Source organism: Nocardia sp. NPDC004718 (assembly GCF_053601535.1).
Genome location: NZ_JBSGCA010000020.1, coordinates 58942 through 72186 on the forward strand (window position 1 = coordinate 58942; position 13245 = coordinate 72186).

13 protein-coding genes and 1 pseudogene are annotated in these 13245 nt (G+C 68.3%); 11 read left to right on the plus strand and 3 right to left on the minus strand.

The features are described 5' to 3' along the window. Positions 1-33: 33 nt before the first annotated feature. On the plus strand, positions 34-1257 hold the full coding sequence (locus tag ACWEH3_RS17290) for an MFS transporter (protein ID WP_450017048.1): 1224 nt from the start codon (positions 34-36) through the stop codon (positions 1255-1257). Positions 1258-1332: 75 nt separating this feature from the next. Here ACWEH3_RS17290 and ACWEH3_RS17295 read toward each other — a convergent pair whose 3' ends face one another. Next, positions 1333-2346 carry an ABC transporter substrate-binding protein gene (locus ACWEH3_RS17295; RefSeq protein WP_450017149.1) on the minus strand — a complete coding sequence of 338 codons (1014 nt, stop codon included), beginning with the start codon at positions 2344-2346 and terminating at the stop codon, positions 1333-1335. A 217-nt stretch (positions 2347-2563) separates the two neighbouring features. Next, the gene (locus ACWEH3_RS17300) at positions 2564-4069 is read right to left on the minus strand and encodes a flavin-containing monooxygenase (RefSeq protein WP_450017046.1); all 1506 of its coding nucleotides are present in this window, start codon (positions 4067-4069) and stop codon (positions 2564-2566) included. A 327-nt stretch (positions 4070-4396) separates the two neighbouring features. Here ACWEH3_RS17300 and ACWEH3_RS17305 point away from each other — a divergent pair, with 327 nt between their 5' ends. From ACWEH3_RS17305 to fabG, 5 genes are all read left to right on the plus strand, one after another. Next, complete coding sequence (locus ACWEH3_RS17305) at positions 4397-5542, plus strand: LLM class flavin-dependent oxidoreductase (protein ID WP_450017044.1); 1146 nt, start codon at positions 4397-4399, stop codon at positions 5540-5542. Between the two features lie 99 nt (positions 5543-5641). Then, entirely contained in the window at positions 5642-7063 is a 1422-nt protein-coding gene (locus ACWEH3_RS17310) for an amino acid permease (RefSeq protein ID WP_450017042.1), read from the plus strand. A 342-nt stretch (positions 7064-7405) separates the two neighbouring features. Further along, positions 7406-8023, plus strand: coding sequence for an HAD family hydrolase (locus ACWEH3_RS17315; protein ID WP_450017040.1), 618 nt, complete (start codon positions 7406-7408; stop codon positions 8021-8023). Between the two features lie 369 nt (positions 8024-8392). Continuing rightward, complete coding sequence (locus ACWEH3_RS17320; RefSeq protein ID WP_450017038.1) at positions 8393-9541, plus strand: acyl-CoA dehydrogenase family protein; 1149 nt, start codon at positions 8393-8395, stop codon at positions 9539-9541. 14 nt (positions 9542-9555) lie between these two features. Further along, the gene (fabG, locus tag ACWEH3_RS17325) at positions 9556-10308 is read left to right on the plus strand and encodes a 3-oxoacyl-ACP reductase FabG (RefSeq protein ID WP_450017036.1); all 753 of its coding nucleotides are present in this window, start codon (positions 9556-9558) and stop codon (positions 10306-10308) included. A gap of 90 nt (positions 10309-10398) precedes the next feature. On the opposite strand, the gene ACWEH3_RS17330 is transcribed toward fabG, so the two are convergent. After that, positions 10399-11118, minus strand: a complete 720-nt coding sequence (locus tag ACWEH3_RS17330) for an SDR family NAD(P)-dependent oxidoreductase (protein WP_450017034.1) — start codon at positions 11116-11118, stop codon at positions 10399-10401. A 157-nt stretch (positions 11119-11275) separates the two neighbouring features. Here ACWEH3_RS17330 and ACWEH3_RS17335 point away from each other — a divergent pair. From ACWEH3_RS17335 to ACWEH3_RS17355, 5 genes and pseudogenes are all read left to right on the plus strand, one after another. Continuing rightward, positions 11276-11581 (plus strand): annotated as a pseudogene (locus tag ACWEH3_RS17335) (helix-turn-helix domain-containing protein); the annotation flags it as partial. Positions 11582-11645: 64 nt separating this feature from the next. Next, positions 11646-12077 carry an MmyB family transcriptional regulator gene (locus ACWEH3_RS17340; RefSeq protein WP_452358344.1) on the plus strand — a complete coding sequence of 144 codons (432 nt, stop codon included), beginning with the start codon at positions 11646-11648 and terminating at the stop codon, positions 12075-12077. A 21-nt stretch (positions 12078-12098) separates the two neighbouring features. Beyond that, on the plus strand, positions 12099-12674 hold the full coding sequence (locus ACWEH3_RS17345) for a class I SAM-dependent methyltransferase (RefSeq protein WP_450017028.1): 576 nt from the start codon (positions 12099-12101) through the stop codon (positions 12672-12674). A 39-nt stretch (positions 12675-12713) separates the two neighbouring features. Next, entirely contained in the window at positions 12714-12836 is a 123-nt protein-coding gene (locus tag ACWEH3_RS17350; protein ID WP_450017026.1) for a hypothetical protein, read from the plus strand. Continuing rightward, positions 12833-13240, plus strand: a complete 408-nt coding sequence (locus ACWEH3_RS17355; protein WP_450017025.1) for a hypothetical protein — start codon at positions 12833-12835, stop codon at positions 13238-13240. The genes ACWEH3_RS17350 and ACWEH3_RS17355 overlap by 4 nt, the downstream gene beginning before the upstream one ends. The last annotated feature ends 5 nt before the right edge of the window (positions 13241-13245 follow it).

Below are 13245 nucleotides of genomic sequence, written 5' to 3' on the forward strand. Positions count from 1 at the left end.
GCATTACTTACCGGCGCATATTCGAGTTGTCGCATGACCACCTACCGGCAGGACGGATCGTCGGTCGAACTTCCCTCACTTCGACCACTGTTGTTCACCGTTTATGTGCCCGCGGCGGCGTATGGGATCGGCATGGGAGCCGCGGCGCCGGTCATGGCGCTCACCGCGCTCGACCTGGGCGCGTCGGCCGCCGTCGCTGGTCTGACCGTCGCCCTGGTCGGCCTCGGGCAGATATTCGGCGACATTCCCGCGGGCCAGGTCGTCGCCCGGCTCGGTGAGCGGATTTCCATCATCGCCGCGAGTACGGCCGGTTCGATCGGCGTGCTGTTGTGCTTGTTCGCACCGACGGTGCCGATTCTGGGTGCAGGGCTGATAATCGTCGGACTTTCCAATGCGGTCTGGGGATTGGCTCGAATGAGCTATTTGTCGGAAGTGGTGCCGTTCGAACGCCGAGCGCGGGCGATGTCGTTATTCGGCGGGGCTATGCGACTGGGATTCTTCGCCGGACCATTTCTCGGTGCGGCCGCTATCACAGGCCTCGGCACGCGCGGTGGATTCGTCGTCCAGTTGATCGCCATCGCGATCGCCGGATGGCTGATGGCCCGGCTGCCTGACCCGCAGACCTCGGCCGCCGGAGCGATACCGAAACCGCCGCTGTCCCTGGTCGAGATCACGCGAGCACATCGCGCGCTGTTGCTGACGCTCGGAGCCGGGTCGTTGTTGATGGGTGCGGCGCGTTCGTCACGGGAAGCCGTACTGCCGCTGTGGGCCGATCATCTCGGCGTCGACGCTGCTACCGCGAGCCTGATCTTCGGCATCGGGGCGGGCCTCGATGTACTGTGCGCCTATCCCGCAGGCCATTTGATGGACCGGTACGGCAGGAGATTCATCGCCGTGCCGTCGTTGGTCATCCTGGCCGTCGGGTATTTGTCGGTGCCGCTGACCGATTCGGCGCTCACACTCGGTCTCGCGGCGATCGTCATGGGCATCGGCAACGGCATCGGGAACGGTGTCATCATGACCATCGGCGCCGATATCGCGCCCGCCGCAGGCCGTGCCGAGTTCCTCGCCGCCTGGCGGCTCACCCATGACGGCGGATTCTTCGTGGGGCCCCTGGTCATCAGCGGACTGGCGGCGATAGGTCCACTGGCCGTGGCGGTCCTCGCCATCGGAGGTGTGTCGGCGCTCGGCGCCGGGGTGATGGCTCGATACGTTCCGGTGTATATCCCCTGGAACCAACCCACGATTCAGCCGTAGCCACCGTCTCCCGGCCTGATCGAAATGGGGTGGACGGATCAGGCTCGGCAACGCGAGCCCGATCCGTCGCATGCGTTACTTCGGAGCCTGCGAGTTGTACTTGTTCGTATAGAACTTCGACGGCTCGAACGAACCGGTGACCGCGCCGGTATCCCGCAGCCAATCCTCCCAGCGCAGGAAGTCGGCGTCGACGATCGCGCCGTTGACGGCGGGCACTCCGACCGAAAGCCAGTACTTCACCGACGAAGCGTCCTCTCCGGAACGCTTTCGCTTCTCGATGATTTCGGTGAACTTGGCGATGACCTGGTCACGGGGAGTCGTCTTCTGCCACTCGATGGCCTTGGCGACTCCGTCGACGAATGCCCGGACACTATCGGGGTTCTTGGCGATGAAGTCGTTGCGGAAGACGTACTGGCCGCCGTTGAACGGGCCGAATTCCTCGTAGTCGGTGAAGACCGGACGAAGGCCGCCATTGGCGATCGCGCGCTGCTGGAACTGTCCGCTCAAGGCGGCGACATCGACCTGGCCGCGCCGCACGGCGTCCTCGGTATTCGGCGGCGGCAGCACCACCAGCTGAACCGACTTGATCTGCTGCTCGGTGAAACCGGCCTTCTTCAGCTCGGTGTGGATGTCCGCCTCGGACTGACCACCCAGGGTGTTCACCCCGATCTTCTTGTCCAGCAGATCCTTCGGAGTCCTGATCGGGCTGTTGTCGGGCACGTAGAATCCGGTGAACGTCTTCTCATCGGATCCGTAGTAGTTCACCACCGCCGTGATCGGTGCTCCGCCCTGCGCCAGTTTGGCCACCGCGCCCCCGAACGCGCCGCCGAAGTCCACCTGACCGGTCGCCGCCGATTGGATGTCCTGGGGACCACTGATGGTGTTGCCCTGCCATTCGAGTTTCACTTTGCCTTCGAAGAAGCCGAGATCCTCCGCGAGCTCGGGAATGACGACTTGCGAGGCCCAGCCTTGATACCGCAGGACCGGCACACCGCCGGAGGTACGCACCTCCCCGCCACCGCATGCGGTCGAAAGCAGTGCCAAAGTTGTGGCGACTACCGCGCCTACCAGAAACTTGCTGCGTGTCATCACGCTCATGCTCTCCCTCATCACACCGGCCGACGCACCGTCGCGTCGCAGTGCAGCGATCGTTGAGCATTCGCTGTTTCGCGTCCATGGTTGTCTTCGGCGAGATTCGAAAAGGCCACGGCGGATCCGTAAGCGCGGACTACCCGCAAATCACGCTGCGCCCCACTCCGCGACGAGCACCTCGTCGTGCCCGCCGCGGTGCGGCGCACGCAGGCGGTCAGGCGCTGCGCGTACCTTCCAGCGGCCGTGGGACGGTCGACTTCTCGGTCCGGCTGAAGGTCAGCACCCCGTCTTCGAGCGCGCCCTTGCGCAGCAGCTTGCGATCGCGGAAGTAGTTGTTGATCACCTGCCACGGGCCATTGGTGCCCTGCCGCGGCATCACCGCGTCGCCGCGCCGGATGTAGCCGGAGGTCAGTGCCCCGCCCATCACCGAGTCGGCGCCTCGGTCGCGCTCGGTGGCGACGGCCTCGACCCGGGTGAAACCGTTCTTCTTCATGTGGTTGAGCACCCGGCAGAAGTACTCGGCCGCCAAGTCCGCTTTCAACGTCCAGGACGCGTTGGTGTAGCCGAGCACCATCATCGCGTTCGGCACGCTGTCGAGCATGCTCCCCTTGTAGACCACCCGGTCGCGGGTGACCACCGGCTCACCGTCGATCTCCAGGGTCATGCCGCCGAGCATCTGCACGCTCAGGCCGGTGGCGCTGATGACCAGATCGGCGGGCAGTTCCGCACCGGAGGCCAAGCGGATGCCGGTCTGGGTGAAGGTCTCGATGCGGTCGGTGACGATGGAAGCCTTGCCGCTGCGCAGCACCTTGAACAGGTCGCCGTTGGGCACCACACACAGCCGCTGGTCCCACGGGTTGTAGCTCGGCGTGAAATGCCGCATGTCGATACCGGGGCCGACCTGCATCCGCACGGCGGCCAGCAGCAGCTTCTTCGCCGCCTCCGGGTTGGTGCGGGAGAGTTGGAAGCTCGCGCGCTGCAGGGCGATATTGCGGGCCCGGCCGATCCGGTAGGCGAGCTTCTCGGGTACCTTGGCGGCCTTCATCCCCACCGCGACCGGGTCGTCGGCGGGCAGCGCGGTGATATACGTGGGCGAGCGCTGCAGCATGGTGACGTGCGCCGCCGCGTCGCTCATGGCCGGGATCAGAGTGATCGCGGTGGCGCCGGAGCCGATCACCACCACCCTCTTGCCGGCGTAGTCGAGGTCTTCCGGCCAGTGCTGGGGATGCACGATGCGCCCGCCGAAGTTCTCCTCACCGGGGAACTGCGGACGGTAGCCGTTGTCGTAGTCGTAGTAGCCGGTGCAGCCGACCAGGAAGTCGCTGGTGTAGATCTCGGTCTCGCCGGTCTGCTCGTCGAGCGCCTCGACCGTCCAGGTGGCCGTCTCGCTCGACCAGCGGGCCGTGGTGACCTTGCGACCGAACCGGATGTGCTCGGTGACGCCGTACTCGGCCGCCGTCTCCTCGATGTAATGGCGGATGTGCGGGCCGTCGGCGAGGACCTTGGTGCCGTTCCACGGGCGGAAGCCGTAGCCGAAGGTGTACATGTCGGAATCGGAGCGGATGCCGGGGTAACGGAACAGATCCCAGGTGCCGCCGACGGCGTGCCTGCGTTCCAGGATCGCGTAACTGCGTCCCGTCTGCTCTTTGGTGAGATGGCAGGCCATGCCGATTCCGGACAGGCCAGCGCCGATGATCAATACGTCGACATGCCGCGTCATTGAGGTACTCGTTTCGTCCGGTCCGCCTCGCACACCTGAGGGTGCGTGCTGAGGCCAGATTACGTGTTATTCATGGTTACGTCTAGTCACGAATAGTGACACGCACCGAGACCGGAATAAAAACCGGCTTGGTTTCAAATCGTGACCCGAGCCGGCGGAGCGCCCAGCATGGATCACTGCGGCGCGCCTTCAAGGCGCACCGCCTGATCTGTCCCACCCGAGGTGCCGCGGGGCCGTTATGACCGCGACACCGGTTCGGGTCGCTTCGCGTGCGCGCTGGTCACCGCGGTGGCTCGGCCGCGGTCTCCGGAAGGGAGTTGGCTCAGCATGAGTCTGTCGTTCCACTGGTTCCTCCCCACTTACGGCGATTCCCGCGGACTGGTCGCGGGCGGGCACGGCACCTTCATGTCCGGTGACCGCCCGGCCAGCCTGCGGTATCTGAACCAGATCGGCGCCGCCGCCGAGGACAACGGGTTCGAGGCCGTGCTCACCCCCACCGGCGCGTGGTGCGAGGACGCCTGGCTGACCACCGCGATGATGGTGGAGACCACCGAGACGCTGAAGTTCCTGGTGGCATTCCGCCCCGGGCTGGTCAGCCCGACGCTCGCGGCACAGATGGCGGCCACCTTCCAGCGGCATTCCAGGGGCAGGCTGCTGCTCAACGTGGTGACCGGTGGCGAGCCGCACGAGCAACAGGCCTACGGTGACTTCCTGGACAAGTCCCAGCGCTACGCACGCACCGGCGAATTCCTGCACGTGGTGCGGGAACTGTGGACCTCCACCGAGCCGGTGACGTTCGAAGGCGAACACATCCGAGTCGAGCAGGCACTGCTGAGCAATCGACCGGACCCGGTGCCGCCGGTGTTCTTCGGCGGTTCCTCCGAACCCGCGGGCCCGATCGCGGCGCGTTACAGCGACACCTACCTGACCTGGGGCGAGCCGCTGCTCGCGGTGAGCAGGAAGCTGGAATGGATCCGCCGTCTGGCGGTGGACCACGGACGCGTCCTCGACTACGGCCTGCGCATCCACGTGATCAGCCGTGACACCTCCGAGCAGGCCTGGGCCGAGGCCGACCGGCTGCTGGCCGGCATCGACCCCGCCGACATCGAGCGGGTGCAGGCGAACCTGGCGCGCAGTGAATCCGAAGGCCAGCGGCGCATGCTGGAACTGCACGGCGGCAGCACCGAACGGCTGGAGATCGCGCCCAACCTCTGGGCGGGCGTCGGCCTGGTCCGCGGCGGCGCGGGCACCGCACTGGTCGGCTCGCATGCCGAAGTCGCCGAACGGCTGGCCGAATACGCACGCCTGGGCATCACCCACTTCATCCTCTCCGGCTATCCGCACTTGGAAGAGGCGTACTGGTTCGGCGAAGGCGTGCTGCCGATCCTGGAGCGCAAAGGCCTGTGGCGGCATCCCAACCGCACCGAGCGCATCGCCGCCGCGACGCCCTTCGCGACGTCATCCGGCAGCTGAGCGCAACACCCCAGTTATTCCCACGCGCTGCTACGCGGCGAGAATGGTCTATCTGTCCGGCACACCGGCCGCGACCGACGGACCGTTCCTGAGGGAGTCATGACCACCGCATCAGCCCGGCGATGGCGCCGCCGCCTGCCCGACACCGCGACCGAAGCGGGCGCGCCCACGCTGGCGCGCAGGCTCGGTCGGCTCGATCTCACCGCTATGGGAGTAGGCACCATCGTCGGCGCGGGAATCTTCGTCATCACGGGCGTGGCGGCCGCGGAGAAGGCCGGGCCCGCCATCATGCTGTCGTTCGTCTTGGCCGGAACGGTCTGCGTACTGGTGGCGCTGTGCTACAGCGAACTCGCGGCGATGGTGCCGGTCTCCGGTAGCGCCTACACCTATACCTACGCGACCCTGGGCGAGGCTCCGGCGTTCCTGGTCGGTTGGAACCTCCTGCTCGAGTTCGTCATCGCGGGCGCCGCGGTGGCGATCGGCTGGTCCGCGACCACGGTGTCCGCGCTCGACTCACTGTTCGGCATCACCGTCCCGCACGCACTCGTCGCGGGGCCCGGAGAAGGCGGCGTGGTGAACCTGCCCGCCGTACTGATCGTCGCCGCCGTCGTCGCGGTGCTGGTGGGTGAGGTGACGTTCACCGCGCGCATCACCAAGGCGCTGGTCGCGGTGACCATCGGCGTGCTGGTGCTGGTAATCGCCGTCGGCGCCCCGCACGTGAGCGTGGACAACTGGACGCCGTTCGCGCCGTTCGGGGTCGGCGGGATCATCGGCGGCGCCGCGATCGCGTTCTTCGCCTTCCTCGGTTTCGACGTGGTGGCCGCGTCGGCGGAGGAGGCGCGCAACCCGCGCCGCGACGTACCGTTCGCCATCATCGGCACGGTGCTCATCGCCACCGTGCTCTACGCACTGGTCAGCGCCGTGCTCACCGGCATGGTGCCGTTCGCGACGCTGAACAACAGCGCGCCCATCGCCACCGCGTTCGGCGCGGTGCGCATCGGCTGGATCGGCGACGTCATCGTGATCGCCTCCATCATCGCGCTGACCAAGGGCTTGCTGCTGATCGTCTACGCGCAGGTGCGGTTGATGTTCGCGATGTGCCGCGACCGGCTGCTGCCCTACTCCCTCGCGGCGACCGGCAAACGCGCCACTCCGGTGCGGCTGACTTTGCTGTTGGGAGCGCTGGGCGCGATGATCGCGGGCCTGCTGCCGATCGACATCGTGGTGGAACTGGTGAACATCGGCGCGCTGTCGGCGTTCGCGGTGGTGTGCGTTGGCGTGCTGGTGCTGCGCCGGGCGGAGCCCGAGCGCGAGCGCCCGTTCCGCACCCCGCTGGTGCCCGTGGTTCCCGTGCTCGCGCTGATCGGCTGCGTACTGCTCGCGACCACGCTGAACGCGCTGACCTGGGTGCGGTTCGGCGTGTGGGTACTGGTCGGCATCGCGGTCTACCTCGGATACGGACGCAAGCGCTCCACCCTCGCCGAACCGCGCCTCGACGCGACTCCGCCGACCGGCTCCTGACTCACCCCGCCGCGAAGAAGAGTCCGGCGATCTGTTCCGCTGCACCAGGGAGCGGATCGGGGCACTGAGCGGAGTAGATCGGAGGGAGATCAGCCCGGTCAGCGGCTACGCAAGCGCGCGGCGCCGCCGCGCTACACCTGACGCGGATTTGCATTCGCTGCCGTAATGCCAAGCAGCACAGTTTGTTACGTGGCATCGAGTGCCGCGGCGGTTCCACGTGGATCATGACGGCTGCCGCCGTCATGCGACCCAGCTCGGACGATCCCACCGCCCGCCCGGCCGAGTTGTGAATCACAACAGCCGGACCGGCACGCCGCCGCGCGGGCGATTAGGGTCGATCAGGTGACCTGGACCGTGGGCTTCGACCTGGACATGACGCTGATCGACTCGCGGCCTGGCGTCGCCAGGGCCATCGACCTGCTCGGCGTCGAGTTCGATCTGCCGCTGTGCGGGACGACTTTCGCCGATCGGCTCGGCCCGCCGCTGGCCACCCTGCTCGTCGAAGCGGGCGCGCCGGAGGATCTCGTTCCGGCCCTGGTGACTCGCTACCGTGCGCTCTATCCGACGATCGTCTCGAGCATTCCCCCGATGCCGGGTGCGCAGGCCGCGCTCGCGGCCGTCGAGGCCCGCGACGGACGAGTCGTGGTGGTCACCGGCAAGCACGCTCCGCTGGCACAGTTGCACATCGCCGAACTCGGTTGGCGCGTCGATCATCTCGCCGGCGACCTCTGGTCGGCGGGCAAGGCGGCGACGCTGCGCGAGCAGGGCGCTAATCTGTTCGTCGGCGACCACGTCGGCGACATGAACGGCGCGCGCGCCGCGGACGTCTTCGCGGTCGGCGTCAGCACCGGGCCGTGCACGGCCGAGGAACTGCGCGCGGCGGGCGCGGACGTGGTGCTGACCGACCTCACCGAGTTCCCCGCCTGGCTCGCGACGGAATTCGGAGCGGTCACCGCCTGACCGTGGCCGATGATCACACCGTCGACCGACCTGCCCATCGAGATTTCCCGTCGCCGTGCCCGAGGTGTCAGGAAGCACCGGGCCGTTCAAGTTGATCAGCTTCTCCTTCTTTCGGTGCGTTGTCGGCTGGCACGGCGTTCTTGCCCATCAACAGCCATAGGGCGAAACCGTGACAGATCCGACCTCACCGAGTTCCCCGCCCGGCTCGCGAGCGAACGCGGGCGGCCACCGCCTGACCGCGACCGGCACCCCGCCCACATCCGCCGAAGCCGACCTGCGCGCATCACGGAGCAGCGCTCGGTTCAGGTCTCGGGGTCATGTGACGCAGAAAACTTGCGTCGCTAGTTTAACTCTCCTAGCCTACCGACCATGAACCTCGAACTGTCCGGCGAGCAGAAGGCGGCGCGGCAGCTCGCGGCCGATTTCGTCGACCGGGAGATCACACCGCACGCCGCACGGTGGGATCGCGACGAACAGGTGGACCGGTCGATCGTCGCCCGGCTCGGCGAACTGGGTTTTCTCGGGCTCACCATCCCCGAGCAGTACGGCGGCAGCGGGGGCGACCACCTCACGTATTGCCTGGTCCTGGAGGAACTGGGGCGCGGCGACTCGTCCGTGCGCGGCATCGTCTCGGTCTCGCTCGGCCTGGTCGCCAAGTCGATTCACCACTTCGGCACCGAAGAGCAGAAGCAGACCTGGCTCACGCGGCTGGTCGCGGGCGAGGCGCTGGGCTGTTTCGCGCTCACCGAGCCCGGTACCGGATCCGACGCCGCGCAATTGCGTACCCGCGCGGTGCGTGACGGCTCGGACTGGGTGCTGTCGGGCACGAAAATGTTCATCACCAACGGCACCTGGGCCGATGTAGCGCTCGTGTTCGCCCGTACCGGCGGCGAAGGACATCGTGGGATCAGCGCCTTCCTGGTGCCGACCGACTCCCCCGGCTTCAGCGCCCGGGAGATCCACGGCAAGCTCGGGCTGCGTGGACAGGCCACCGCCGAACTCGCACTGGACGGCGTGCGCGTGCCCGACAACGCCCGCCTGCACGCCGAGGGCAAAGGCTTCACCGTGGCGATGGCGGCGCTGGCCAAGGGCCGCATGTCGGTCGCGGCCGGTTGCGTCGGGCTGGCCAAGGCGTGCTTGGCCGCCGCCGTCTGCTACGCCACTCAACGGGAACAGTTCGGCAAGCCGATCGCGGCCCACCAGCTCGTGCAGGAACTGCTCGCCGACATCGCGCTGGACGTCGAGGCGGCGCGGCTGCTGGTGTGGCGGGTCGCCGATCTCGTCGACCGCGGCGAGGAATTCGCCCTGGCGTCGTCGCAGGCGAAGCTGTTCGCTTCCGAGGCCGCGGTCCGCGCGGCCGATCGCGCGGTGCAGGTGTTCGGCGGCTACGGCTATATCGACGAGTTCCCCGTCGGCAAGTACCTGCGCGACGCCAAGGTGATGACCCTCTACGAGGGCACGAGCCAGATCCAGAAACTGCTCATCGGCCGCGCGCTGACCGGCGTCGCCGCGTTCTGACAGGAGTACCTCCGATGCACCGCTTCACCCACCGGATCGCCGTCGTCACCGGCGCGGCTCAGGGCATCGGCGCCGCGACCGCGCTGCGCCTCGCCGCCGAGGGCGCCGCCGTGGCCGTACTCGACCGCAACGATCCCGAGGAGACCGCCGCACGGATCACCGCGGCGGGCGGCGTGGCGCGCGGTTACGTCTGCGATGTCACCGACCGCACGTCGGTGCAAACCGTATTCGACCGTGTCGCAACCGATCTGGGCAGCCCGCAGATCCTGGTGAACAACGCGGGCATCACGCGTGACGACCTGTTCTTCCGCTTGGCCGAGGAAGACTGGAACGCGGTACTCGCGGTCAATCTGACCGGCGCGTATCACTGCGCCCAGATCGCGCAGACGTTCATGGTGGCCCAGCGGTACGGCCGGATCGTGTCGCTGTCGAGCCGGTCGGCGCTCGGCAATCGCGGCCAGGCCAACTACGCCGCCGCCAAGGCAGGCATCCAGGGGCTCACCGCGACGCTCGCGCTCGAACTGGGGCCCTACAACATCACGGTGAACGCGGTGGCGCCCGGCTACATCGCCACCGCAATGACCGCCGCCACCGCCGACCGGGTCGGTGTGACCGCCGAAGACCACCAGAAGGCCGCCGCCGACCGTACGCCGCTGGGCCGGGTGGGACAGCCCGACGAAGTCGCGGCGGTCATCGCGTTCCTCGCCAGCGACGAGGCGAGCTACGTCAGCGGCCAGACGCTGTACGTCAACGGAGGCGCCCGCTGATCGCCGCGCGGACCGACGGGGCCGCGACGCCGTGACCATGCGCAGCCACGCGGCGTGTGCCTTCGGGGATCGCCGGTCTCGTCCTCGGGCTCACCACGGGACCGGCCCGGTACGGTCGAAGAAACCGCCGGTCGGTCCATCTGGTGGGAGCGTCGCCAGCCGCACGATCGCGTCGGTCCCCTCGATGACGGTCTGGAAACCGGAGTGACCGTTCAGGTCCGTCGCGGTGTAGCCGGGGTCGGCCGCGTTGACCTGGATGCCGGGAAGCGCGCGGGCGTACTGCGAGGTGATCATGTTCAGCGCCGTCTTCGATGCCGGATACGGCAGGCCGAGCAACGTGGATTCGATGCGGGCCGGGTCGGAGGTCCGCGCCAGTGAACCGATACCGCTGGACACCATCACGATCCGCGGCTGCTCAGCGGCACGCAGCAGCGGCAAGAACGCGTTCGTCACCTGCACCGGACCGAAGACATTGGTTTCGAACACCGCGCGCATGTCCGCGGCCTCGACTTGATCCGGCAGCTTCCGGGTACCTCCGATACCCGCGTTGTTGATCAGCACGTCCAGCCGCGCGGTGCGCTGCCGGAGCTGCTCGACCGCGGCCGCGATCGATGCGGCAGAGGTGACGTCGAGCGGGACGAACTCGACCGGCGCCCCCGTCGCGGTCAGCTCCGCCGCAGCCGCCTCCCCCAGCTTCTCGTCCCGCGCGGCCAGGAATACCCGCCAGCCCAAACCCGCCAACCTGCGGACGGTTTCGCGTCCCAAACCCTTGTTCGCCCCAGTCACCAGGGCCGTAGTCGTGTCGTTCACGGCGCCAGCGTCACCTGTCCGGCGCCTCGGCACCAGGGCTGCCAACTCCTGGGAGCAGCGATCCCACCCCCGCGCCGACCGGCTGCGGCATGATCGGGGTGTGGATCGAACCGAGCTGGCCGCGTTGCTCCGGCAGGCGCGCGAGCGAGTGCATCCGGTGGACGTCGGGCTGCCCGCGGGCTCGCGCAGGCAGGTGCCGGGACTGCGGCGCGAGGAGGTCGCCCAGCTCGCCGGCGTCAGCGTGGACTACGTGGTGCGGCTGGAACAGGGGCGCGGTCCCCGTCCGTCCAGCTCGGTGCTGGCCGCGCTGGCCCGCGCGTTGCGGCTCAATGACGAGGACCGCACGCTGCTGTTCCAGTTCGCGGGCGCGGCGCCTCCGCAGGAGGGCCGCATCGACATGGTGGTGCGGCCCAGCGTCTTGCGTCTGCTGGACCGGATGGCGGATCTGCCCGCGCTGGTGCTGTCGGCGAAAGCTGATCTGCTGGCCTGGAATCCGATGGCGACCGCGCTGCTCGGCGATTTTCTCCGTGTGGCCGCCCACCCAGCGCAACATCATCTGGCAGCGTTTCCTCGGCACCGAACCCGGACGGGTGATGATGACACCCGCCGAGGCCGACAATGCCGCGGCGTTCTCGGTCGCCAGCCTGCGCGGCGCCCGCGCGCGCTACCCCGATGATCCCGGCCTGCTACGCCTCGTCTCCGAACTGCGCTCCCGCAGTCCACGATTCGAGCAACTGTGGAACGCACGGCGGTCGGGCCAGTGGCGCAGCGCGACCAAGACGATCGATCACCCGGACCTGGGCTCGTTGCGGCTGGACTGCGACACCCTGCTCGTCCCGGACACCGACCAAGCCGTCGTCGTCTATTCAGCGGCGCCCGGCAGCCGGGAAGCGTCGGCCCTGGAGTTGCTGCGGGTGACCGGTGCCCAGCGGTTCACGGTGACGGAGCCCAACGGCTAGCCACCGCCTTACGATGACAGCGTGCGCGACGATCCCTACTGGAATCACAACACCCGCTACCACCCCTGGCTGTTGAAGCAGGTGCCACTCTCCGCGCGCACCGCCCTCGACATCGGCTGCGGGGACGGGCTGCTGGCGGGCAAACTGGCCGGACGCGGGCTGGCGGTCACCGGGATCGACGTCGACCCGGACGTCATCGCCGCAGCCCCTGCGACGACGGGCGTGTCGCTCGAACAGGTCGACTTCCTCGACTACGCGGGGTCTTTCGATGTCGTCACCACCGTGGCCACGCTGCATCATGTTTCGCTGCGGGCGGGGCTCACGGCACTGCGCGACCTGGTCGCGCCCGGCGGCGTGCTCGCCGTGGTCGGGTTGTGGAAGATGACGCCGCGCACGGACTTCCACTACTTCCCGCTGGTGCCGCTCACCCGGGCGATGGACCTCGCCCACCGCGTCTCCTGGCCGAGTGCGCGAACGCGCGACCCAGTAGACGGATACGCCGAGATCCGCTCCGCCGCAGCGGAACTCCTACCCGGAGCGCGCATGCGACGGCGGCTCATGTGGCGTTACACACTGCTGTGGCACAAACCCGCGTGATCGTCCAGCGCGAGGACGCACCCGGCTAGAGTCGTGGGCATGCCGCCGCTTCGGGAGCACAGACCGCGAAAGGCCACCCGCACGCTGCCCGACCACGCCGTGCCGACGCCACCGCTACTACCCGGCGAGGAGGTGGACGTACGGCACGCAGGCGCGGCGTGACCACCCGCGCACTCGGCGGAATCGTCTTCGACGCCGCCGCCGTCGTCGCGTTCGCCAACCGCGCCAACTACGCCCAAGCGGTCGTCTGGGCGACGGTCGACGCGGGAAACACCATCGTCGTTCCGAGCACCGTTCTCGCGGCGGCGCGCACGCACATTCCGGCCGATCGACTCGACATCCTGGCCGTGCTGGTCGGCCTGCCGCACACCGTCGTCCCGTCGTTCGACCGCACCGTGAGCCCGCCGCTCACACCACTCGACGGCGCGGCCTCCGCCGACGACACCCTCGTCGCCGCGGGCCATGTCACCCGCGAGGCGGTCGCCCGTACCTGGCCCTGCTTGACCAGCCGTCCGAGACGGCTCAGGCAGATCGATCCGCGCGTCATCATCGATCCGCTGCCGTGACTCGC